This window comes from Bacillus cereus group sp. BfR-BA-01356 (assembly GCF_022663635.1).
Lineage (GTDB): Bacteria > Bacillota > Bacilli > Bacillales > Bacillaceae_G > Bacillus_A > Bacillus_A cereus.
In genome coordinates this window covers 24279-46055 of sequence record NZ_JAKUFX010000005.1, presented here as the reverse complement: position 1 = coordinate 46055, position 21777 = coordinate 24279, and the positions used below count along the sequence as shown (strand labels likewise).

The window sequence follows — 21777 nt, the reverse complement described above, 5'->3', positions numbered from 1 at the left end:
AAAGAAGTCCGTTTCTCTTAACGAGAAGCGGACTTCTTTTTTGTTATCATTTTCTTTACATACAGCTTTTCTATTTCGATATACAACTGCGCTAATTGAATATAAGAATGATAATTACTCGGTTTCTTTATAATGAATGAATATCTTTCCATAAAATTAACAGGTTGCACTTTTAATTTATTCGTATTTATTTGCATTTCATTCAAACTATGAACAGGTTGTTCATTTAGCCAATAGACAACCGATAACAAGTGAGCTGCAAAAAGAATCATTGGTCCCTCAGCCTCTTGCTTATTTCTATTTCGAAACAGTATAGCAATGTCTTCATGCTTATTTTTCCATACATTCAACATCGCTGGAATGCTGTTTTCAATTTCCTTCCACGGCTCATACTGTCTTTCAATATCAAATATAAAGTAAGTATTTTGTATTATCTCTTCAAAAGAATTGTCTGTATGATACTTAACTAAATTTACACTTTCTTTAAAAAATGGTAAACAGTGAAATTCTTTCGGTATTTCTATAACTCGCTCCATCCTTTATTTCACCTTCATTCGCTTCTTTCCTTCACGACATACTTCTAACAGTCTGCACTCCTCACATTGCGGTCGTTGTGCTTTACAGTGATAACGTCCAAAGAAAATCATACGATGATGTGTAACTCCCCACTCATCCATCGGTACTTTCTTCATTAATGTTTTTTCTACTTCTAACACCGAATCTTTCCATCTACAAATCGCTAACCGTTTGCTCACTCTTTCTACATGCGTATCAACAGCAATTGCCGGGATGCCATACGCTACCGAAACAACTACATTTGCTGTTTTTCTCCCTACTCCTGGTAATTTCGTCAACTCGTCACGGTCTTCTGGAACTTTTCCATTGTAATCATCCAGCAACATCTGACACAATTTTTGAATGTTTTTTGCTTTATTTCTATACAACCCAATAGAACGTATATCTTGTTGTAACTCTTCCAAAGATACACTTAAATAATCTTCTGGTGTTTTATATTTTTGAAATAAATTTTTCGTCACTTTATTTACAAGTGCATCTGTACATTGTGCAGATAGTGCTACCGCGATTACTAATTCAAAAGGATTCTCATGAATTAATTCACAATGTGCTTCTGGATACATATCCGCCATTGTGTCTAAACAATAGCGAATTTGCGTTTTATTTAACATATACTTCCTCCTATATTACTGCTCCAACCAATTATAAAAAGGCACTTTTCCAGTAAATTTCGTCTCTTGTTTTGTCATTTGTTGTGCTCTTTGTTGATTCGCTCTAAATTTTTGACCTTGATTTTGAGCCTGATCTACCGTTTTAATTCCATTCTTTTTCCATTCAAATAAAATACGATCAATATATCGGAAATTTAGTTTTCCACTCATTACAGCTTCTCTAAGAGCCGCTTGAATTAAATTGGGATGATGTTGATCTTGGTCCTCCCACATTCCTAACGTTTCACATTCGAACGGCGAAAGTGGTCTTCCAAATTCTTTTTCAAATACTGTATATAAATTTACTTGCAGCTGTTTTTTTTCTTTTTGCTCTTCCTCTATCGATTCATCCATTAAGAAATGTAATATTTTTTCCCATAACGGTTGTAAAGAATAACTTTCGCACATCATCGCTTCTGATCTTTGTCCACCTTCTAGTGATAAAAACCCTTTTTGAATCAATGCTTGAATTACTTCCATACATTTCATTTCCGTTATCGTCATCCGTTCAGAAATCTCTGAAGGAGTCGGAAACGAATTACCTGATTCTAAAAATGTGTGTACATGAAGTACGACCATAAATTCCGTCTCATTTAAACCTAATTTTTTATAATGCATCATAAGTAATTTTGGAATTGCAATGCTTCCCTGCTCAAACCACTGTAACATCATTTTCTTTTTCATCACCAAACACCTCGCTCTCTAGTATAACACACCTTTAGCTATTTCTTTTTGCCACAATTCGTCAAAAAAACCTCCCTATTAATGGGGAGGTTTTTTATATTACATGAATGAAATATAAAATTAAGCTTGCACTTTACTTTTCATAAATGTATGGATACGCTCTAATGCTTTCTCTACTTGTTCAAGAGATGTCGCATATGATAAGCGAACATTATTTGGAGCACCAAATCCTGTACCTGGTACAAGAGCCACTTTTTCCTCTTCTAATAGAGCTTTTGCCCAATCATCAACTGTTGCATATCCTGATAAAGCTACAGCTTCTTTTACGTTAGGGAATAAGTAAAATGCACCTTGCGGTTTAATGCAAGTAAAGCCAGGGATTTGAATTAATTTATCATAAATAATGTTTAATCTCTCTTCAAAGGCTTGACACATTGTTTCCACAGGTTCTTGTGAGCCTGCATATGCCGCAATTGCGCCGTATTGAGCGATTGAAGTAGGGTTTGACGTACTATGACTCGCTAAGTTCGTCATCGCTTTAATAAGCTGCTTATTTCCTGCAGCATATCCAATACGCCATCCTGTCATAGAATGAGATTTAGATACACCATTAATAATAAGTGTTTGTTCTTTTAATGCATTAGAAAGCTGGGCAATTGAAGTATATTCTACGCCACCATAAATTAATTTTTCATAAATTTCATCAGAAACGATTAAAATATCATGTTCTAAACATACTTCTCCAAGCTGTTGTAATTCTTCTTTGCTATAAATCATTCCTGTTGGATTGCTCGGTGAATTAATAATAACTGCTTTCGTTTTCTCTGTAATTGCCTCACGCAGCTGCTTTGCTGTAATTTTGTACTCATTGTCTTCTAAACCTTCTACATAAACCGGCTTACCGCCAGCAAGCTTTACCTGCTCTGGATAGCTTACCCAGTAAGGAGTTGGGATGATAACTTCATCTCCTTCATCAAGTAATACTTGGAATAATGTATACAATGCATGCTTTGCACCATTACATACAATAATTTCAGATGGATCATACGCAATACCTTGATCGCGAGTAAATTTCTTCACAATTTCTTGTTTTAACGATTGTAATCCACCTGTTGGTGTATACTTCGTATGCCCTTCTAACATCGCTTTATGTGCAGCATCCATAATATGCTCTGGTGTATTAAAGTCAGGTTCCCCTGCCCCTAATGCAATTACATCATGACCCTCTGCTTTTAATGCTTGTGCCTTTGCTGTAATTTCTAAAGTTGAAGACGGTGTTAAAGCAGCTACTCGCTTTGCTAATTTCATTTGTAGTTCCCCCTACATCTATTTTTCAATGCTATATCGTCTTAAAAATTTTCCATCTTTAAATTCAAGATAGTAATAACTATAACGATTGTCATCATCAATATATGTAACTTCCCATAGTGGTACATCATTTTCAAAGCCTAATTTCACTTTCATAATCTCTTTCGGCTTACTTTTTGATTCCTTACTTTCATTGCCGACTTGCTCTATTGTTCTTTGTATAGCCTCTTTTTCAGAAATACCTTCGCTCTTTTTCCTTACTACAGTATCCCCTTTTTTCTCAGGCACCCAAACGATAAGTTGTTCTCCCTTTTCATCTGTACCTTGCACGACTATATATGCAGATTTTCCGTTGTAATAATCAACAGATTTCACCTTTGTAAGCTTTGCTTTTTCTTTAGCAATTTCTACAAATTTCGACTCTTTTGGAATTTTCTTTCCCATCGCTTTATTATAAACATACGCCCCATATATTCCGCTAGCAACGATAACAATAATGATTGCAAAGATCCACTTTTTCATTGTATCACTACGTTCTGTAAATCGTAAATACAGCTGTTTCTTTATCTTTTTCGTCTAATGCTAGTCCGAACATGAGGTCCTGCTCTTTTAACGTACGATTTAAACTATCAACAATTTTATACAAATCCGACGAATATTTAATACGCGTCGTTGATAGTACTTCGATTTTCTTCTCCATGAAAAAACTCCTCCGTTACACAAAAATTTCTAATTATAGAAGAACGCAATGCGGTTACAATAAGAGTACATTCTTTACAACCCCTGCTTCATCACCCATCTATTATAGCAGGACATGTACAGCAAAAAAAGGTTTCAAGTCGAAAACCAACACATTTTGTATACAAGAAGTAAGAAAAATAAAATTCCTCCTACCCACATTTTTTACGCCTGAAGTTTATAAGTACTTCAGGCGTATTTTTCTTCCATTTTTATTCATTTGGTGGTTCTTCTAATTGTACTAACAATTCTTCTAATGGTCCTTCATAAAGAGGTACGTTAGGAATCGATTGTAGAAATCGTTTTCCATAGGAAGAACTCGTCAAACGACGATCTAACACTACTACCGTTCCTGTATCTGTATTCGTTCGAATTAAGCGGCCGAATCCTTGTTTGAAACGTAATATTGCTTGTGGAAGCGCTAATTTAGCAAATACATCTTCACCTTGATTTTTTAGCCACTCACCTTTCGCTTCCATCATCGGCTGATGAGGAGGTGTAAATGGTAGACGGACTATAACAAGACAACTTAAGGCATCTCCTGGAATATCTATTCCTTCCCAGAAACTGCTCGTCCCTAATAAAATTGATTTGTCGAATTCTTGAAACTTTCGAATTAAGCGGCTTCGACTTCTATTATTCACACTTTGGGTCAGTAATAAATACCCCTCTAATTCATCATTATTTTTTAAATTCGCATACGCTTCTTTTAACATTTCATACGAAGTGAATAAAACGAGCATTCTGCCTTTTGTGGCTTTCGCTATCTTTGCAATATGTTCCGATACAGATTCAATATATCGCTCATTACTTACTTGCTTAATAAAAGGTACATCCGTTGACACCATTAATTTCATCTGTTCATCATAACGAAATGGCGACGGAACCTTTAAAGTATTTGGAGCGAAATCATGTAAACCAAGTTCCTCTTTTATATAATCAAACGTATCGTTAACTGTTAGTGTTGCGGATGTAAAAATAACACTCTTTTTTTCTGTTAAAAATTCATCAGCAAATCTTTCACCAATATGAACAGGCTGTGCATATAGAACTGTTGAATGAATCGTCCCTTTCGTTTCAGTCTCCATCCAAGTTACATACGAATTCTTTTCTAATACGAGTAACTGTAATGATTCTGCCATCTTTCTCAGCAACTCAATTAAATGCATAAATTCACCTGTTACAACATGCATCTCCCATTCTAACTTACTTTGCAATATATCCACTTGCTTCTCAAGAGCAGTTACTACCCTTCTTAATTCATATATAAAACGATTTGTTAATTCGACGATACTATCCCACAACTTACCTTTTTCTAGTTCTGCGTTATACCTATAGATGAGCGGCATATTATTCGTTCCTTGCTCTTGCTTTGTTTGTTTAAATATAAAAGTACGTAACATTTGGAAGAGTTCATCCGCATCAAACTTAAGTTCCTTCAAACTATAACTTATCATACGGAAAGTTGAACGAGATGCTTGCTCTGATTTTTTCATCATTTTATATACTTTGGAGAGTACATCTTCTGTTTCTAGTGTCCCAAGACGAGATATAACCAATTGAAAATACATACAAGAGAACTGTTCACCCAATGTTCTACTCGCGGCTTCTTCAATATGGTGAGCTTCATCAAAAATAATATGTTCGCATGAAGCGAACAACGGTTCTTCACTTGAAAAATCTTGAAATAATAACGCATGATTTGTAATAACGATATCTGCAAATAAAGCTTTATTCTTCGCTCGCTGGTAAAAACAACGACTAAACCAATTACTTTGCATACCGCCTGGACTATACGCATCGCTACAAATACGATTCCAAAGTAACTTTCCGCCCTCAGGAATATTTAATTCGTCTCGATCACCTGTTTCAGTTTGCAATAGCCAAACTAAAATCTTCGCCTTTGTAAGTGCCATATCATAATTTTTTTCTTCCTCTTGCAAAGCATACTCAAATTTATGTAAGCATAAATAATGCTTTCTTCCTTTTAGAAGAGCTGCCTCAAATGAAAATGGCATTATTTTTTGTAATAACGGAATTTCTTTTTCTAATATTTGTTGTTGGAGTTGTACCGTTTGTGTACTTATAATGACAGGTTCTTCTTTTCTCTTTGCAAAATAAAGACTAGGAAGCAAATAAGCGAGAGTCTTTCCTGTTCCTGTACCGGCTTCAATTAGTGAAAAACGAGAATCTCTTAACGCCGTATATATCTCTTTCATCATCAGTTGTTGACTTTCTCTTCTTTCAAACTTTGGCATATGTGATTCCAATTTATCCATCGTTTTATTCAAGAAAGCATCAAACTTTGATGAACACGTTTCTCCAAGGTTTAAGGAATAGTTCCGCTTTTTCAGCGCAATATTTCGATGTATTTCATACTCCGTTATATCTTCTTTACCGTGCATTACTTTCTTTAAAATATTTTCAGAAAGCACATCAGCTATATCGCTTTGGAACACATCACTTAATTCATAAAGCGATTGCAACGTGACAAGTGGTAACTTTTCAATTTCATTTAAAAATTGTAAAAATAATTCCGCTGTTGCAAGAGCATCACTATCCGCACGATGTGGTTGATCGTGCTCTAGTTCATGTTTCTTAGCTAAATCACGTAATTTATAACTATCGGCTGTCGGCAAAAGAATTTGAGCCAATTCAACCGTGTCGATTTTCGGACAATGTATTTCTGTATATCCAGCTTGCCTTAATTCTTCATTTAAAAAATTCCAATCAAAGTGAACATTATGCGCAACGAAAGCCGCACCTTGTAATAGCTCAACAATCATCGGGGCTACATCTTGAAATAACGGGGCTTGTTTTACAAGACTTTCATCAATCCCTGTTAATTCTGTAATAAATGGTGGGATCTCTCTCTTTGGGTTAACAAAAGACGAAAAAATCTCCAATATCTCTCCATCTTCTACTACAACAGCTGCAATTTGGGTAATTTTATCCTTCCCATCTTTCCAGGAGTTCCCTGTCGTCTCTAAATCAACAACGACATAACGCTTACTCATATATGTAACACCTCAATTTCTTACCTTTCAAACAACAATAATTTATATAATGTTACTATACCACGTTTTATCTCATCTTAATGAAAAGATGCACAAAAAGCTATCTCCGCAATGGAGATAGCTTTTCTACTTATAATATCGTACCCGCTTTTTCAGCACCTAACATTTCAATAATTTGATTATTATCGTCTAGTACTGCAATTTTTGGTTCTTGTGTATGAATCTCTTCTTCCGTAACTAGCCCATAACAAATAATAATTACTTTGTCCCCTGGTTGTACAAGTCTTGCCGCAGCACCGTTTAAACAAACAACACCACTACCACGTTCCCCTTTAATAACGTATGTCTCTAAGCGAGCACCATTATTATTATTTACAATTTGGACTTTTTCGTTTTCTACAATATTTACTGCATCCATTAAGTCTTCATCAATTGTAATACTACCTACATAATTTAAATTTGCCTCCGTTACAGTTGCACGATGTAACTTTGCTCTCATCATTGTGCGAAACATAGATGCTCCCCCTTATTTAACCGTTAATGTTATATTGTCAATTAATCTTACATTTTCAAACTTAACTGCAATAGCTAAAATGATTCTTCCTTCGACTTTCTCTACCATTGTTAATGACGGATATGCATATAAATCCGCATAATCTACAGTGCCTTTCGTATGCGTCTCAATATAATCTTTCACAAGATTTGTAATGATTTCCGGATTACGTTCACCTGCCTCAATTCTTTCTTTCGCTATACATAGGCTGCGGTATAAATGAAGAGCCTCTTCACGTTCATCTTGTGATAGGTACACGTTACGAGAACTTTTCGCTAAACCATCTTCTTCCCTTACAATATCAACTGGTACGATTGTAACTGGAATATTGAAATCAGTTACAAATCCTTCAATTACTGCAACTTGTTGAGCATCTTTCATACCGAAATAAGCACGTGTTGGCACCGTAATATTAAATAGTTTCATCAGTACAGTTGCAACACCAGCGAAATGACCAGGTCTTTGTTGACCGCATAATACGTCCGTGCGCTTCACAACTTCTACTGTTGTTGTTTGTTCTGCTGGATACATTTCTTCTACACTCGGATAAAATAAATAATCTACACCGTTTTCTTTTGCTACATTTTCATCTCTATCAATATCACGAGGATATCGATCTAAATCTTCATTTGGGCCGAATTGTAGTGGGTTTACAAATACACTTAAAACTACAATTTCATTTTCTTCTCTTGCCTTACGTAATAAAGTAGCATGACCTTCATGTAAATAACCCATTGTTGGAACAAAACCAATACTCTTTCCACTTGCACGAAGTTCGCTTGTAATTTGCTGCATCTCTTGCACTGTAGTTACGATTTTCATTATTGTTTTCCTCCGTATAACGCTAAGCATTCTTCCTCTTTCATTGTGAACGAATGTTTTTCTTCAGGAAATTGCCTTGTCTTTACTTCAGTAACATATTGTGAAATCCCACGCACAATCTCCTCTTGAACAGACGTATATTGCTTCACAAATTTCGGAACACGATTTACGCCGTATGAGATAAGATCATGATAAACAAGCACTTGCCCATCTACTTTTTGTCCTGCACCAATCCCAATTGTTGGTATTGTTAGTTGCTCTGAAATAAGTTCTGCTAACTGCATTGGTACACATTCTAACACAAGCGCTATTGCACCAGCTTCTTCACATTTCTTTGCATCTTCTATTAATTTTTTTGCACTCTCCGCATCTTTTCCTTGCACTTTATATCCACCCAACACTCCTACAGATTGAGGGGTTAAACCTAAATGCGCTACAACAGGAATTCCTGCGTTCGTCAAATATTGAATCGTCGATATAACTTCTCCAGCACCTTCTACCTTCAGTGCGTGTGCCCCGCTCTCTTGAACGATGCGACGTGCATTCACCATCGTTTCTTGTAATGATACGTGATACGACATAAATGGCATATCAGTTACAATAAACGTCTCTTTCGCTCCACGGCGTACAGCTTTCGTATGATGAATCATATCCTCTACTGTTACAGGTACTGTTGAATCGTATCCGAGTACAACCATTCCAAGAGAATCTCCAACTAGAATCATATCAACTTCAGCTTCTTCTGCTAATTTAGCAGATGGATAATCATACGCCGTTAGCATTGTAATCGGCTCACCTTGCTCTTTCATCTTCAAAAAATCTGTTTTTGTTTTCAAAAACTACTCCTCCTTTATGCAGGAGAGAGGAGATGGCCGAAATCATATAAAAAAACCCTCTGACCATAAAAGGGCAGAAGGGTTGTGTGTTAGTCGGCATTATTCATCCCTCTGTCCCAGTCCGTTATTGGATCAAGGCAGAATCCAAGTTATTATTTTTCGTATGACTTCGAATCATGGTGCAGTTCGCTCTGATACTGCCCACATTCGAACTAATTATAGCAAACTACAAAAAGGAATTACTACATTTTTTTGAAAAAATAATTTTTTATTCTTATTACGGTATATGAAATTTAACACGAGAGTATATATGCTATACAGTTTTTATGGAGAATTCAATCCTGAAAAGATACATGTTTTTTCAACGCATGCTAAAAAAGTCCAAGTTAATTTTTTCTGTAATCCATTTAACTGTATAGTATAACTCTTAAACTAATGATGCAGGTTAATTGAGGAAAGTACTTAACAAAGGAGAATTGCGGATGTCTATGAACAGGTGGTTATTTCGATTCAGCAGTTTGCTTGTAATGATTGTATGGTGGATGTCTTTAGGATCCTCCCATGTATTTGCCTCAGTTACTGTCGTAACACCCCCCACCGATTTAACGAAAGTGATTGAGGTTGAACTAAATGATGATTACTTTAATCCAAATGTTATCACGATTCCGCTTGAAGGATCAACAACATTACTATTGAAAAATAAAGGTAAAAACGAGCACACCTTTACAGTGAAAAAACTCGGCATTGACGTCGTAATCGAGTCAGGAAAAGAAAAGAATATTACCGTGAAACCTAAAAATACTGGTACATATGAATTAATATGTCGATACCATCTTCTTAAAGGAATGGCAGGCAAAGTAATCGTCAAATAACATGCCCTGCCAACTCGACGGAAGATATTTTGAAATGAACTTTAAATATGAAAAAAATTTATTATCATGTTACAAATTCAACTCAAAACTATTGAAATAAAAAGAAGTTCCAAAAGAGGAACTTCTTTTACTTAATTTCAATATCTGCAGAATGAATATGATGTACTTTCCCCTCATGATCCTCCAGAAGTAATACACCATCCTCTGTGATTCCTTTTGCTAACCCCGTAATTGTCTCTCTCATCGTTCGAGCGGTAATTTCTTTCCCGATGCTCACAGCGTAACTTTCCCAAAGAATTTTAATGACAGAGAAACCATTTTGTAAATACTCTTCATATAATTTTTCTAGTTGTAAATAGATTTGTTGCATAAGTTCTGCACGAACAATCGGCTTACCTGATTCAATCGCTAATGAAGTAGCAATGTGCTGAATTTCTTCATCAAAATGTTCTTGCTTTTGATTCGCATTAATACCAATGCCCATAATGACAGCATTAATTTTATCAGGATCCGCTTGCATTTCTGTTAATATACCTACAGCCTTTTTACCTTGAATTAAAATATCATTTGGCCATTTTATTCCTACGTTTACACCCGTGCATTTTTCAATTGCCTGTGCAACACTAACGGCCGCTAACAAAGTAAGTTGCGGTGCATGATGAACTGGAATTGATGGGCGTAAAATAATACTCATCCAAATCCCTGTTCCTTTCGGTGAATGCCATTTTCTGCTTAAACGACCTCTTCCCGCTGTTTGTTCTTCTGCTACAACGACAGTTCCTTCTTCTGCACCTTCATAAGCAAGTTTTGCTGCAATGTGCTGCGTTGATTCAACAGTTTCTTCAAAATACACTGTTCTACCAATCCGCTTCGTTTGTAGCCCTAACTGAATTTCATTAGCGGTCACTTTGTCTGGCTTACTTGCAATTCGGTAACCTAATCGACGCACAGCTTCAAGTTCATATCCCTCACTCCGCAGATCCTCCATATGTTTCCACACAGCAGTTCTTGAACAACCAAGTTTATCACTAATTGTTTGGCCGGATACAAACTCGCCATCCGCTTCAGAAAAAACTTGCAATAACTGCTTTCTTATAGTAGATTGCATCCTTGTAGCCACTCCCTTATACGCTCTTTCTCATTAACTACGTTTCCTTGTACGATTGCTTCTTCGATTTTCTGAAGCATCTCAGCAACCCACGGACCAGGCTTTTTGTTTGCCCAGTTTAATAAATCATTACCAGTCACATTCATTTCTTGATGCTCCTGGATTGGCAATGCATGAAACATTGATTGTACTCGTTCAACAGATGTAGGGTCATAGCGTTCAATCATCGCTTCATATACTCTCTCTGCCATTTCAGCGATATGAATTCCCGTTTTATAAAGAAGGACTGTATCCCAATCCTTCTCCTTTCTAGTACGGATTGTCAATAAAACTGCAACAATATCTTTTATTTTTTTATTCGAAAACTTCCATTGACGTAAAAAGACAGATGGATGTTCTTCTCCGATACAATATAAGAAAAATGCCCACGCCTCAATATCCGTTTCGAAAGAATCCCATTTATACTGCGTAGCTTTTAACAGTCTCTCTTCTGACATTTGTAAATATGGCAAATGAGAAAATAGCTTCGTCTCTACTAATTCTTTGAGACCTTTCACACAATATGTACCAGTTAACAGTTTCTCAAACTCTACTGTAATACGCTCAATTGCTATATGTTCTAGCAAATGCCCATACGTTTCAATCGCTTGCTTCGTTTTCATTTCTAATGAAAAACCTAACGTGCTTACAAACCGAATACCACGCATCATTCGCAGGGCATCTTCTTGAAAACAATCCGCAGCATTTCCAACTGTCACAATTTCTCTCTGTTGAATGGCTTCCTGTCCAGCAAATAAATCGACCATTTTGCCTTCTTCTGTCATAGCAATTGCATTCATCGTGAAATCACGACGTTTTAAATCCTCTTCTAATGAACGAACAAATTGAACACTACTAGGTCTTCGAAAATCTTCATATTCGCTTTCTGTTCGAAAAGTAGTTACCTCATAGGGCTCACCATTTTCTACAACAATTACAGTTCCATGCTCAAGACCAACAGGAACATTTCTTGGGAATATAGCCATCACTTCTTCTGGTAGAGCAGATGTCGCAATATCAATATCTCCAATCGGCCTATCGATAATAAGATCTCGTACGCTCCCACCAACAAAATAAGCCTCATGTCCTTGTTGCTTTAATGTCTCAATAATAGAACTAGCTTTTTTAAATCTTTCCATTTTTGTCATCCCTTAGTACGTCATAGTAAATCGTTTCATATTGTGAAACAATTTTTTCTGAGCGAAATTGCTCATAAACACTTTCTCTTGCTCGTTCTCCCATATTACGGTGAAGTTCCTCGTCCTTTAATAGCTGAATAGCTTGATTTGCCACTCCTGTTGTATCGCCAACTTCACATAAATATCCTGTTTCCCCGTGTTGAATAACCTCTGGAATACCTCCAACCCGCGTTCCGATACAAGGTACACCACACGCCATTGCTTCTAATAAAACAAGACCAAAACTTTCCTTCTCTGATAGAAGCAACATTAAATCACTCATCGCAAGTAGTTCTGCAACATTATCTTGCTTCCCTAGGAATAAAACGCGATCTTCAATATGTAAATTCTTCACTATCTGTAAAATCGTACAGAATTCTGGTCCGTCTCCAACAAGAAGCAACTTCGCATCTACTTCTTTAACAATTTTAGCAAATGCGTGAACAACATCCTGCACACGTTTCACTTTACGGAAATTCGAAATATGAATAAGTACTTTTTCACTCTCACTTATACCATATTCTTTCTTTAATTGAGACATATTACGCTTGAAATATACACGTTCGTCTATAAAGTTATATACTGTTTGAATTTCTTTACTTGGTTTTACAAGCTCATGTGTTTCGTTAATTAATGAATGCGAGACAGCAGTAACAACATCCGATTGCTCAATACCAAAACGAATTAAATTATTTAACGAAGGGTCGGAACCTAACACAGTAATATCTGTTCCATGTAAGGTTGTAACAATTTTAATACGCTCTCCGATCATTTGTTTTGCTAAATATGCACAAATTGCATGTGGTATTGCGTAATGCACATGTAAAATGTCTAAGTTTTCTCTTTGTGCAACCTCGGCCATTTTACTTGCTAACGCTAAATCGTATGGTGGATATTGAAATACAGAGTATTGATTTACCGTCACTTCATGAAAATAAATGTTTGGATATACTTTATTTAACCGGAATGGTAAACCCGATGTAATAAAGTGAATTTCATGCCCACGTTCCGCCAATTGCTTTCCTAATTCTGTTCCAACAACTCCAGAACCACCTACAGAAGGATAACATGTAATACCTATTTTTAATTTCATTTACATCCCCCTAATAAATCAGCATGTAATAAAACCGGTTTCTTACTCATAAATCCCTCGGCATACAAGACTCCAACTTCTTTTCCAAACATCTTCTCACGAGCAATCACAGTTTCAACGTAACCTTCTGTTAACGGTGTCTTAACACCATCACTCCCTGTTGAAAACTGACTTTCATACGCTTCTAATGCTTCCACCTTTATAGAGAGGTACTCACTTATATCTATACAAAAATTCGGTTTATGAAAACCATTAATCATATAATTATAAAAAGACTCCACACGATGTGGTGAAAGTTCCGGCATATATTTACGGATTCCTGCTGAAAAAATAGCCTCTTCCACAAGCTTTGCACAATTTGCATGATCTGGATGGCGATCTTCATAGTACGGCGCAAAAACTAGTTTTGGTTTATATGTACGGATCACCTTGACAATTTCACGTATATACTCTTCTTTCATATACAAACCACGGTCTGGCATCGCTAAATTCAGCCTCGTTTTTACTCCCATTATACGAGCTGCGACCTTCGCTTCTTCTTTTCTCAACTCTATCGTTCCATTTGAAGAAAGATCAGCTTCTGTTAAATCACAAATACCTACTTCATACCCTTGCTTTGTATATTTAGCGATGGTACCAGCCATGCCGATTTCAACATCATCGGCATGAGCACCAAACGCTAATATATGTAATCCACTCATAATTGTTCCCCTCATTTTCTTAACTTACGATAATCTAAATCTCCTCGCTCTAATGCGTGCATTAACATTTCAGCACTTGCCATATTCGTTGCAAGTGGAATCGCATATACATCACATAAACGAAGTAATGCATTCACATCCGGTTCATGCGGCTGTGCTGTTAATGGATCGCGGAAGAAAATCACCATATCTAAATCGTTCTTTGCAATCATTGCACCAATTTCTTGATCTCCACCAAGAGGGCCAGATTGATATCTTGTTACAACTAATCCAGTCGCTTCCATAATGCGAAGCCCTGTCGTTCCTGTTGCAAATAATTCATGTTGTTCAAAAATTGGTTTATATGCGTATGCAAACGAAACCATATCATTTTTCTTTTTGTCATGTGCGATTAAGGCAATTTTCATCCGTTGTCTCCCCTTTAGTCGATAATATTTTCTAAACCGTACACAAGATGATCAAGGTTCATTACTGTCTCAATTGATAGTTTTACACCTGACATAAATGATGCACGATTGAATGAATCATGACGAACTGTTAACATTTGTCCATCTCCACCAAACATTACTTCTTGGTGTGCAATAAGCCCTGGCAAACGTACACTATGAATGTGAATACCGTCTACATTTGCACCTCGTGCACCTGCTAGTTGCTCTACTTCATTTGGATGACCTTGCTGCTTTGATTCACGATTTTGACGAATTAACTCTACCGTTTTTACAGCTGTACCAGATGGTGCGTCTAATTTTTGATCATGATGTAATTCAATTACCTCAACATCTTGGAAATATTTCGCTGCCATTTGTGAGAATTTCATCATAAGAACTGCACCAATTGCAAAGTTTGGAGCAATAATTGTTCCTACTGCTTTTTCTTTTGCATTCTCTGTTAAACGTGCCAATTCTTCTTCTGTAAATCCAGTTGTACCAATAACCGAACGAAGTCCACGCTCAACTGCAAGTGTAACGTGTTGTTTCCCCACTTCTGGTGTTGTTAAATCTAACAACACATCTGCTTCTACTTCATCTAAACAAGTATGTAAATCAGCGTAAATCGGCGCATGTAATGCTGGCATGCCAGGTAAATCAGAAATCTTCTCACCACCATGCTTATAATCCACTGCTGCTACTAAATTAAAATGTTCCGTTCTTTCCATAAGAAGGACTGCTTCATGTCCCATACGTCCTCTTGGTCCGGCGATAATTACTTTAATTTCTTTCATTATTCTTTCTCTCCCTCATCAATACGTGTCCAGCGATCTTTATCACGTGTATTAAATTTATTCATTACAATGTTATGTGCTGTCTCTAAATCAATATTTAAACTATTTGCCATACAAATCATAACAAATAATACATCTCCAAGCTCTTCTTCAATACTTCTTTCTTTTTCAGTTGTTTTCTTCGGTTTCTCGCCATAATAATGATTTACCTCTCTTGCAAGCTCTCCCATTTCTTCCGTTAAACGAGCCATCATTGCAAGCGGACTGAAATAACCTTCTTTAAACTGACCAATATATGCATCTACTTCTTTCTGCATATCTTTCATCGTTTTTGCTTCCATACTATTCACCTCTAATCCTTCCTCTTTCATGTTAGCCAATTCATCGCGATTTGACAAATATTATTCCCCGCCAAACACCTATTTGCGACCCATTTTTGGATAGACTATAATAAAGTGAAACTTCTTTTGCGATTTTTTTGCAAAAGATTAGTTGAACTAATCGGGTTCCTACGGCTGGTTCGCCTTTCTTCAGAGCTTTATCTCCTAACAGCCGTTGGTACGGGATAAAGTGAAACTTCTTTTGCGATTTTTGCAAAAGATCAGCCCACACCAATCGGGTTCCTACGGCTGGTTTGCCCCTCTTCTTTGCTTCATCTCCTATCAGCCTTTAGAGCGGGATAAAGTGAAACTTTCTTTTGCACTTTTCACAAAAAATCAGTCCACATCAATCAGGTTCTTACTATTTTCACTAGCAACTAGAAATTACTTATTATTATGTTTTACCGTTTCAGCGGAGCAATGCAATCATTACATAATTAGGGGGATTTCTATATGACATCAAAATTGAAGATGCGAAATATTATTTTTATTTTAATTGGTTCCGCTATATTTTCTTTCGGTATTGTCAATATCAATATTGAAAACCACCTTGCAGAGGGTGGGTTTACTGGTATTACACTATTATTGTATTTTTTATTTAAGTTTGATCCTTCCTACTCAAACTTAATTTTAAATATCCCTATATTTTTTATTGGCTGGAGGTTACTTGGCAGAACGACATTTTTATATACATTAATTGGAACCTTTAGCGTATCTTTATTTCTATGGATTTTCCAGCGTTACGAAGTACTCAACTTACATTTAAACTTGCAAAATGATATGACACTCGCAGCTTTATTCGCCGGGGCATTTATCGGTATCGGCCTTGGAATAATATTTAAATATGGCGGGACTACTGGCGGTGTAGATATTATCGCACGACTAGCGCACAAATATGTTGGCTGGAGTATGGGGAAAACAATGTTTATGTTTGATGCTGTCGTTATCGTCGTCTCTATTCTTACATATTTATCATACCGCGAGGGCATGTATACGCTAGTTGCTGTTTTTATCGGTGCTAAAGTCATTGATTTTATGCAAGAAGGAGCTTATGCTGCCAAAGGAGCGACTATTATCTCAGAGAAAAACGATGAAATTGCTGCCAAAATTTTATCTGAAATGGAGCGCGGAGCAACCTTTTTAAAAGCTGTTGGATCGTATACAAAAGTGGAACGTAATGTATTGTATTGCGTTGTTGCTAAAAATGAAATCGTGAAATTAAAGAATATCATTACTTCTGTAGATCCTCATGCTTTTGTCGCTGTAAGTGATGTACATGATGTAGTTGGTGAAGGATTTACGTTAGATGAAAATAAAAACCCTTTACATAATTAAATGTAACTAGAAAAGCGCCTTAGCTTTTCTAGTTTTTTATTACAAGTCTTTTAAGCTTCTCAAAATCCTCATGAATAAGCTCCAATAAACTCCGATTATAAAAAATGGAAGCTGGATGAAAAGTCGGAAAAACATGATATTCTTTCTCTGACCATGTAAACTCTGCACTTTGCATATCCTTTAATTTTTGAATGGGCTGTTTTAATAATTGCCCGTGTACATCTGTGATTTTTTTATTTTTTCCTGTTAAACGTTGAAGACCGATATTTCCAAGCGTGACAATAAGCTTCGGATGTATTTTCTCTAATTCATAATCTAACAAAGGCGCATGGGCAACTATTTCTCCCTGATTTGGCGTTCTATTATACTTTTTTTGTATGATTTCACCATTTCGTTCTTTTTTCTCTCGCCATTTATAAGGTCTACTCCGAACAGCGCTCGTAATATATACTTCTTCCCTTGTAACGTGAATACGCTCTAAAAAAACCATTAATTGTTTTCCCGCCCTCCCGCTAAACGGAATCCCATTATGAATTTCTGTTTCACCAGGTGCTTCTCCTAACAACATAAATTTGGGATTTTCAGGACCTTGTCCACTTAAAAAACCTTCTAGTTGATAAGGAGCACTACGCTTTTGCACTTGTTTTACTAAATGGTCTGGATATTTCATTTCCCCCACCACCTTTCCGCATTACTTCTATTATTTCTATTTGCAATACATTATATAATTCAATCCACACAACAAAAAAAGACTATCAAAATTGATAGTCTTTAGTCGTCGCTACGCTGCATACCAGTATACATTAATACGAGACGTAATAATTCAAATACAGCTACAGCTGCAGCTGCTACATATGTTAATGCTGCCGCATTTAATACTTTACGAGCTTGCCCATATTCATCTGTTGATACAATACCTAACGCTTCAATTTGTTGCATTGCGCGCTTTGACGCATCAAACTCAACTGGCAATGTAACGAGCTGGAACACAACACCTGCTGCCATTAAAATGATACCTAATAACAATAGTTTTGACATTGTCGCAAATATACCAATCATAATAAATACCCATGATATATTCGATCCAAAATTAGCCACAGGAACTAACGAATGACGAATACGCATAAAGTTATAATCTTGTGCATCTTGAATTGCGTGTCCTACTTCGTGTGCTGCAACTGCTGTACCAGCAACTGAATGTCCATAATAGTTATCCGTTGATAATCGAACCGTCTTAGCGGTTGGATCATAATGGTCTGATAAATGACCTGGTGTTTCTTCTACAGCTACGTTGTATAATCCATTTTCATCTAAAATTTTTCGAGCCACTTCCGCTCCTGTCATACCTGATGTTGAATAAACTTGTGAATACTTGCTATAGGCACTACGTACTCTTGACTGTGCATACAACGGTATGATCATTATGATCGCGAAGTAAATTAAATAAAACATCATGAACCTCCATTGAAGTTTTAATTATAGTACTTCTCATTCTATTTTCTTCTGCCACTATTGTCAATGAATAAACCTTACAATCCATATCTTTATTTATTGCATTATCTATTTTTAGAATGTACATTACTTTTTCTTTTTTCTCTCTCTCCTTTATACTTTCTCCATCCAACATAAGTTAATGTGAATAAAATAAGTCCCCCAGTAATTGTCATAAACCAAATGAGAGAGGGTGCAATTTCATCTTTTTTTACTGTGTGAAATATCTTTTGCAAATCCCCTTTAATAATCCCTAATTGCATTTGGCCGCCTTTCGTTTTTAACATAACGTTACGAAATTCATCTAAATAAGATAAATGAACATTTACACGCTGGACCTCGTTTTCTGGCAAAGCAATCATTAAGCTTGGATAAATAATATTGAATTCATTTAAAAACGTATTTAACGTTTGTTGAAACTGCCCAGCATCTTCTTTTTCCATCGCTTTTTCCATTTGAGAAAAGGCATCCATTACTTTCCTTTCTCTTTCCATCCAAAGTGGTTGATATTTCGATACTTGTGCATCAACAGCAAGCTGTAATGCCAGCACATTATCAATTTTAGCTTGCTTACCTAAACCTTCTTCAGAGAGCGATTGTTGCGCCTTATCGTAAGCTAAAGAAATAACTCTAACTTGATCTGGTGTTACTTCCTGCTTCTTTTCATTCCCCTTTATTAAAAACTGCTCCGAGAAATGTTGTAATACTTGTACCGCTTTTTCATCTTCATTACGCTTCACTAACTGTAACGAGTCGTCTAACAACCCTGTTAGCTCATTCCACTCTTCAGCATATATACGTAACGGAAACATTATAATTAGAAATGCTATCAATCCAATTAATGTTCTCTTCATCCCGGTCCCCCCTTAACTACTAGTACAAAATATGTTAATTTGGACAAGAATAGAACAGAACTAGACCGAAAAATATATTATCGTTTTACAAAGAAAAAAATTCTCTTTAAGCAGAGAATTTTTTCTGTGACATCCTTTTCTTTTTTACGAGATATCTATATAAGCTGTAACAAAGTATACTCCCACCTAAAATGAATAATAAAATAGCACACGCAGCATGCATAAAGAACTCTTCTGGTAACATTAATATAATTGGATCCTTTTCAGGATCAAAAACCCAATAATCATTACTAAATAAAAGTTTATGGAATAATACAAAACTCTTTTCAAAATTAATAGCAATTGGTAACATAAGCGCTATCGGAAAAATGATTGTTAAAATCGATCCGTGCAGTAAAAACTTTTCATTTTTCTTTTTTAATAAATAAATTCCGCCTATCACTGCAATCATAATTGTCGCATACATCACATATTGAATCTTTACTAAAATATTTTTAACATCTACAAAATGAATACGGCCATTTGTGGACATATCTAATGTGGGCAAATGTAATGCTCCGTCATAAAACGGGGATAAATATGTAATAAGCACATCGTAATTTCTTTTAATTTCATCCTTCGTCATATCCGCTAAATCAGGAATATTTAAAAAATCAATTTCAAAATAATACAACCATTTTCCATACACAACTGCCGTTGTTGCTAGTGCAAAAATAGAAAATGCTATGCTATATGAAACAACTAAAGTAATCAATCGATCCAATATTTTTGTACCACTCTTATTTTTCTCCATGTTCTCCCCCTAAATGTTCTAACCATCATAAAGAAAATTGTTTTCTTTGCTCACGTAAGCAACAATAATATGTAATACATAGTACAGCAATACTTAACCAAAACGTAAAATAACCAATTTCCTCTACAAACAAATGCATAATTCCATATCGCGGCATTTGCCAAAATAAATAATCAATTGCATCGTTATGCAACGTCCACACAGCTGCTACTATAAAATGCCATTTTTTTATACGATAGAATGGAGCATATAAAAATCCTTGTATTGCCATCGCGAAGTGCGAAAGCATTAACATGTAGCCCATAAGGCCTATAGGCCCTTTTACGTAAATCATAATCGCGTTTACAACAACAGCCCAAATACCATATTTTATTAAAGTTACAATCGCTAACGCTTCTATTAATCCCCAGTTTCTCTTTGCCAAAAAAGCAATTAAAACAAAGACAAAAAAGAGAGTCGCCATAGGACTATCTGGTACAAACGGCCAAAATATAGGTGACGTTTCTTTCAATTGATTTCCGTACCATATAAATCCATAAATTGTACCTAATAAGTTAACAATTAATAAAAATAATAATACCGAGCGTTGTCTTAACATTGCATACAAGTACACCAATCCGTATGTCCAACACCTTTCAAGCAAAGTAATTCATTCACTAAATCCTACTCTATTATAACAAACTTCATCCAACTAAATAAAAAAGCTGACTACAAATTTTGTAGTCAGCTTTTTTATTATTTTTTATTATACTTTGCAACGAATTCCGAAAGCTTCTTCAGTTCCTCATCCGTACCTTTAAATACACCTTTAGGCATTGAACCTTTTCCCTCTTTCGCAATTTTAGCAATTTCTTCTGGCTTTAAAGTTAAGTTTTGCAGTGCCGGTGCTGCTGCCCCGCCTTGTAAATTGTCACCATGACATGTTAAACAAGTATTTTTTTGCATTAATTTATAGCCATCATCATTTTTATCAACTGGCGCTGTTTTTACAATTGCTCCTTGTTTTTTTGCAGCTTCCCAGTCATGGTGTGCTACAGATTCCCAAGTTAAAAAGATAATCGATGCAATTGCTAAAAGCATAAATCCAGTTGCCACAGGACGCTTCAATGGACGTCTTTCTGGACCTCGATCAAGAAATGGAGCTAACAGTAATGCTCCAAACGCAATCCCTGGCATAATAAATGCTCCAATTACAGTAAATGAACCGGAAGCATACGAATACTTTAATAACTGATACAAGAATAAGAAATACCAATCTGGAAGTGGTATATATCCAGCATCTGTTGGGTCCGCCATTCTCTCAAGCGGCGACGGATGCGCCACTGTTAAACATAAATAACCGATTAAAAAAACTGCACCAACCATCCATTCTTTTAACAAGAAGTTCGGCCAAAATGCTTCTGTTTTCCCTGGGTATTCAGAATAGTCTTTTGGAATATTTGGTTTCCGAGCTACTGGTACCCGAGAATCTCCTACAAACTTCATCCCTTTGCCGCGATGCATAATCTCCCTCCTTTAGTTCTTTCC

General features: G+C 36.0%; 25 protein-coding genes. 2 read left to right on the top strand and 23 right to left on the bottom strand.

Annotated features, from left to right (window positions below):
- Positions 1 to 17: 17 nt before the first annotated feature.
- From MR168_RS03440 to panB, 10 genes are all read right to left on the bottom strand, one after another.
- On the bottom strand, positions 18 to 536 hold the full coding sequence (locus tag MR168_RS03440) for a YpoC family protein (RefSeq protein WP_016122187.1): 519 nt from the start codon (positions 534 to 536) through the stop codon (positions 18 to 20).
- 3 nt (positions 537 to 539) lie between these two features.
- Positions 540 to 1187 carry an endonuclease III gene (gene nth, locus MR168_RS03435; RefSeq protein ID WP_000933030.1) on the bottom strand — a complete coding sequence of 216 codons (648 nt, stop codon included), beginning with the start codon at positions 1185 to 1187 and terminating at the stop codon, positions 540 to 542.
- 15 nt (positions 1188 to 1202) lie between these two features.
- On the bottom strand, positions 1203 to 1910 hold the full coding sequence (gene dnaD, locus MR168_RS03430; RefSeq protein WP_000728542.1) for a DNA replication protein DnaD: 708 nt from the start codon (positions 1908 to 1910) through the stop codon (positions 1203 to 1205).
- Positions 1911 to 2030: 120 nt separating this feature from the next.
- Entirely contained in the window at positions 2031 to 3218 is a 1188-nt protein-coding gene (aspB, locus tag MR168_RS03425; protein WP_086411583.1) for an aspartate transaminase AspB, read from the bottom strand.
- Positions 3219 to 3236: 18 nt separating this feature from the next.
- A complete protein-coding gene (locus tag MR168_RS03420) occupies positions 3237 to 3740 on the bottom strand; it encodes a cell wall elongation regulator TseB-like domain-containing protein (protein WP_000758739.1) in 504 nt (167 codons plus the stop codon).
- A 7-nt stretch (positions 3741 to 3747) separates the two neighbouring features.
- Positions 3748 to 3918, bottom strand: a complete 171-nt coding sequence (locus MR168_RS03415) for a YpmA family protein (protein WP_000412179.1) — start codon at positions 3916 to 3918, stop codon at positions 3748 to 3750.
- A gap of 250 nt (positions 3919 to 4168) precedes the next feature.
- Positions 4169 to 6973, bottom strand: coding sequence for an ATP-dependent DNA helicase DinG (gene dinG, locus MR168_RS03410; protein ID WP_016122186.1), 2805 nt, complete (start codon positions 6971 to 6973; stop codon positions 4169 to 4171).
- A 130-nt stretch (positions 6974 to 7103) separates the two neighbouring features.
- Positions 7104 to 7487, bottom strand: a complete 384-nt coding sequence (panD, locus tag MR168_RS03405) for an aspartate 1-decarboxylase (protein WP_000490184.1) — start codon at positions 7485 to 7487, stop codon at positions 7104 to 7106.
- Between the two features lie 12 nt (positions 7488 to 7499).
- Entirely contained in the window at positions 7500 to 8348 is an 849-nt protein-coding gene (gene panC / locus MR168_RS03400) for a pantoate--beta-alanine ligase (protein WP_000707025.1), read from the bottom strand.
- Entirely contained in the window at positions 8348 to 9184 is an 837-nt protein-coding gene (gene panB, locus MR168_RS03395) for a 3-methyl-2-oxobutanoate hydroxymethyltransferase (protein WP_000851108.1), read from the bottom strand. The genes panC and panB overlap by 1 nt, the downstream gene beginning before the upstream one ends.
- A gap of 482 nt (positions 9185 to 9666) precedes the next feature.
- On the opposite strand from panB, the gene MR168_RS03390 reads away from it, so the two are divergent.
- Complete coding sequence (locus MR168_RS03390; RefSeq protein WP_000062388.1) at positions 9667 to 10056, top strand: cupredoxin domain-containing protein; 390 nt, start codon at positions 9667 to 9669, stop codon at positions 10054 to 10056.
- Between the two features lie 127 nt (positions 10057 to 10183).
- Here MR168_RS03390 and MR168_RS03385 read toward each other — a convergent pair whose 3' ends face one another.
- The 7 genes from MR168_RS03385 to MR168_RS03355 are packed head-to-tail and all read right to left on the bottom strand — an operon-like array spanning position 10184 to position 15738.
- On the bottom strand, positions 10184 to 11164 hold the full coding sequence (locus tag MR168_RS03385) for a biotin--[acetyl-CoA-carboxylase] ligase (protein WP_001192063.1): 981 nt from the start codon (positions 11162 to 11164) through the stop codon (positions 10184 to 10186).
- Positions 11149 to 12342 (bottom strand): CCA tRNA nucleotidyltransferase, encoded by a 1194-nt coding sequence (locus tag MR168_RS03380; RefSeq protein WP_086411582.1) that lies wholly within the window; start codon positions 12340 to 12342, stop codon positions 11149 to 11151. Before MR168_RS03380 ends, MR168_RS03385 begins: the two co-directional genes overlap by 16 nt.
- Complete coding sequence (gene bshA, locus MR168_RS03375; RefSeq protein ID WP_000768304.1) at positions 12329 to 13474, bottom strand: N-acetyl-alpha-D-glucosaminyl L-malate synthase BshA; 1146 nt, start codon at positions 13472 to 13474, stop codon at positions 12329 to 12331. Before bshA ends, MR168_RS03380 begins: the two co-directional genes overlap by 14 nt.
- On the bottom strand, positions 13471 to 14175 hold the full coding sequence (gene bshB1, locus MR168_RS03370; RefSeq protein ID WP_000015673.1) for a bacillithiol biosynthesis deacetylase BshB1: 705 nt from the start codon (positions 14173 to 14175) through the stop codon (positions 13471 to 13473). Before bshB1 ends, bshA begins: the two co-directional genes overlap by 4 nt.
- Before the next feature lie 11 nt (positions 14176 to 14186).
- Entirely contained in the window at positions 14187 to 14582 is a 396-nt protein-coding gene (gene mgsA, locus MR168_RS03365) for a methylglyoxal synthase (RefSeq protein ID WP_000684765.1), read from the bottom strand.
- A gap of 14 nt (positions 14583 to 14596) precedes the next feature.
- Positions 14597 to 15397 (bottom strand): dihydrodipicolinate reductase, encoded by an 801-nt coding sequence (gene dapB / locus MR168_RS03360; RefSeq protein ID WP_000658810.1) that lies wholly within the window; start codon positions 15395 to 15397, stop codon positions 14597 to 14599.
- The gene (locus tag MR168_RS03355) at positions 15397 to 15738 is read right to left on the bottom strand and encodes a nucleotide pyrophosphohydrolase (RefSeq protein ID WP_002108639.1); all 342 of its coding nucleotides are present in this window, start codon (positions 15736 to 15738) and stop codon (positions 15397 to 15399) included. The genes dapB and MR168_RS03355 overlap by 1 nt, the downstream gene beginning before the upstream one ends.
- 492 nt (positions 15739 to 16230) lie before the next feature.
- Here MR168_RS03355 and MR168_RS03350 point away from each other — a divergent pair, with 492 nt between their 5' ends.
- Positions 16231 to 17112 (top strand): YitT family protein, encoded by an 882-nt coding sequence (locus MR168_RS03350; protein ID WP_000202121.1) that lies wholly within the window; start codon positions 16231 to 16233, stop codon positions 17110 to 17112.
- Between the two features lie 28 nt (positions 17113 to 17140).
- Here MR168_RS03350 and MR168_RS03345 read toward each other — a convergent pair whose 3' ends face one another.
- The 6 genes from MR168_RS03345 to qcrC form a co-directional block, all read right to left on the bottom strand.
- Positions 17141 to 17782, bottom strand: a complete 642-nt coding sequence (locus tag MR168_RS03345; RefSeq protein WP_000876878.1) for a uracil-DNA glycosylase — start codon at positions 17780 to 17782, stop codon at positions 17141 to 17143.
- Positions 17783 to 17883: 101 nt separating this feature from the next.
- Positions 17884 to 18567, bottom strand: a complete 684-nt coding sequence (locus tag MR168_RS03340; protein ID WP_011109966.1) for a zinc metallopeptidase — start codon at positions 18565 to 18567, stop codon at positions 17884 to 17886.
- A 101-nt stretch (positions 18568 to 18668) separates the two neighbouring features.
- Positions 18669 to 19457 carry a sporulation protein YpjB gene (gene ypjB, locus MR168_RS03335; RefSeq protein WP_000831584.1) on the bottom strand — a complete coding sequence of 263 codons (789 nt, stop codon included), beginning with the start codon at positions 19455 to 19457 and terminating at the stop codon, positions 18669 to 18671.
- 106 nt (positions 19458 to 19563) lie between these two features.
- Positions 19564 to 20250: a lipoprotein intramolecular transacylase Lit gene (gene lit, locus MR168_RS03330; protein ID WP_000414378.1), complete on the bottom strand. Its 687-nt coding sequence runs from the start codon at positions 20248 to 20250 to the stop codon at positions 19564 to 19566.
- A 25-nt stretch (positions 20251 to 20275) separates the two neighbouring features.
- Positions 20276 to 20866, bottom strand: coding sequence for a lipoprotein heptaprenylglyceryl N-acetyltransferase LhaT (gene lhaT, locus MR168_RS03325; protein WP_025709269.1), 591 nt, complete (start codon positions 20864 to 20866; stop codon positions 20276 to 20278).
- 119 nt (positions 20867 to 20985) lie between these two features.
- The gene (qcrC, locus tag MR168_RS03320; RefSeq protein ID WP_000554603.1) at positions 20986 to 21753 is read right to left on the bottom strand and encodes a menaquinol-cytochrome c reductase cytochrome b/c subunit; all 768 of its coding nucleotides are present in this window, start codon (positions 21751 to 21753) and stop codon (positions 20986 to 20988) included.
- Positions 21754 to 21777: the final 24 nt, after the last annotated feature.

Excerpts from the sequence above, each read along its gene's own strand:
- MR168_RS03440 (WP_016122187.1), bottom strand. The coding sequence starts at position 536 with ATGGAGCGAGTTATAGAAATACCGAAAGAATTTCACTGTTTACCATTT.
- nth (WP_000933030.1), bottom strand. The coding sequence starts at position 1,187 with ATGTTAAATAAAACGCAAATTCGCTATTGTTTAGACACAATGGCGGAT.
- dnaD (WP_000728542.1), bottom strand. The coding sequence starts at position 1,910 with ATGAAAAAGAAAATGATGTTACAGTGGTTTGAGCAGGGAAGCATTGCA.
- aspB (WP_086411583.1), bottom strand. The coding sequence starts at position 3,218 with ATGAAATTAGCAAAGCGAGTAGCTGCTTTAACACCGTCTTCAACTTTA.
- MR168_RS03420 (WP_000758739.1), bottom strand. The coding sequence starts at position 3,740 with ATGAAAAAGTGGATCTTTGCAATCATTATTGTTATCGTTGCTAGCGGA.
- MR168_RS03415 (WP_000412179.1), bottom strand. The coding sequence starts at position 3,918 with ATGGAGAAGAAAATCGAAGTACTATCAACGACGCGTATTAAATATTCG.
- dinG (WP_016122186.1), bottom strand. The coding sequence starts at position 6,973 with ATGAGTAAGCGTTATGTCGTTGTTGATTTAGAGACGACAGGGAACTCC.
- panD (WP_000490184.1), bottom strand. The coding sequence starts at position 7,487 with ATGTTTCGCACAATGATGAGAGCAAAGTTACATCGTGCAACTGTAACG.
- panC (WP_000707025.1), bottom strand. The coding sequence starts at position 8,348 with ATGAAAATCGTAACTACAGTGCAAGAGATGCAGCAAATTACAAGCGAA.
- MR168_RS03390 (WP_000062388.1), top strand. The coding sequence starts at position 9,667 with ATGTCTATGAACAGGTGGTTATTTCGATTCAGCAGTTTGCTTGTAATG.
- MR168_RS03385 (WP_001192063.1), bottom strand. The coding sequence starts at position 11,164 with ATGCAATCTACTATAAGAAAGCAGTTATTGCAAGTTTTTTCTGAAGCG.
- MR168_RS03380 (WP_086411582.1), bottom strand. The coding sequence starts at position 12,342 with ATGGAAAGATTTAAAAAAGCTAGTTCTATTATTGAGACATTAAAGCAA.
- bshA (WP_000768304.1), bottom strand. The coding sequence starts at position 13,474 with ATGAAATTAAAAATAGGTATTACATGTTATCCTTCTGTAGGTGGTTCT.
- bshB1 (WP_000015673.1), bottom strand. The coding sequence starts at position 14,175 with ATGAGTGGATTACATATATTAGCGTTTGGTGCTCATGCCGATGATGTT.
- mgsA (WP_000684765.1), bottom strand. The coding sequence starts at position 14,582 with ATGAAAATTGCCTTAATCGCACATGACAAAAAGAAAAATGATATGGTT.
- dapB (WP_000658810.1), bottom strand. The coding sequence starts at position 15,397 with ATGAAAGAAATTAAAGTAATTATCGCCGGACCAAGAGGACGTATGGGA.
- MR168_RS03355 (WP_002108639.1), bottom strand. The coding sequence starts at position 15,738 with ATGGAAGCAAAAACGATGAAAGATATGCAGAAAGAAGTAGATGCATAT.
- MR168_RS03350 (WP_000202121.1), top strand. The coding sequence starts at position 16,231 with ATGACATCAAAATTGAAGATGCGAAATATTATTTTTATTTTAATTGGT.
- MR168_RS03345 (WP_000876878.1), bottom strand. The coding sequence starts at position 17,782 with ATGAAATATCCAGACCATTTAGTAAAACAAGTGCAAAAGCGTAGTGCT.
- MR168_RS03340 (WP_011109966.1), bottom strand. The coding sequence starts at position 18,567 with ATGATGTTTTATTTAATTTACTTCGCGATCATAATGATCATACCGTTG.
- ypjB (WP_000831584.1), bottom strand. The coding sequence starts at position 19,457 with ATGAAGAGAACATTAATTGGATTGATAGCATTTCTAATTATAATGTTT.
- lit (WP_000414378.1), bottom strand. The coding sequence starts at position 20,250 with ATGGAGAAAAATAAGAGTGGTACAAAAATATTGGATCGATTGATTACT.
- qcrC (WP_000554603.1), bottom strand. The coding sequence starts at position 21,753 with ATGCATCGCGGCAAAGGGATGAAGTTTGTAGGAGATTCTCGGGTACCA.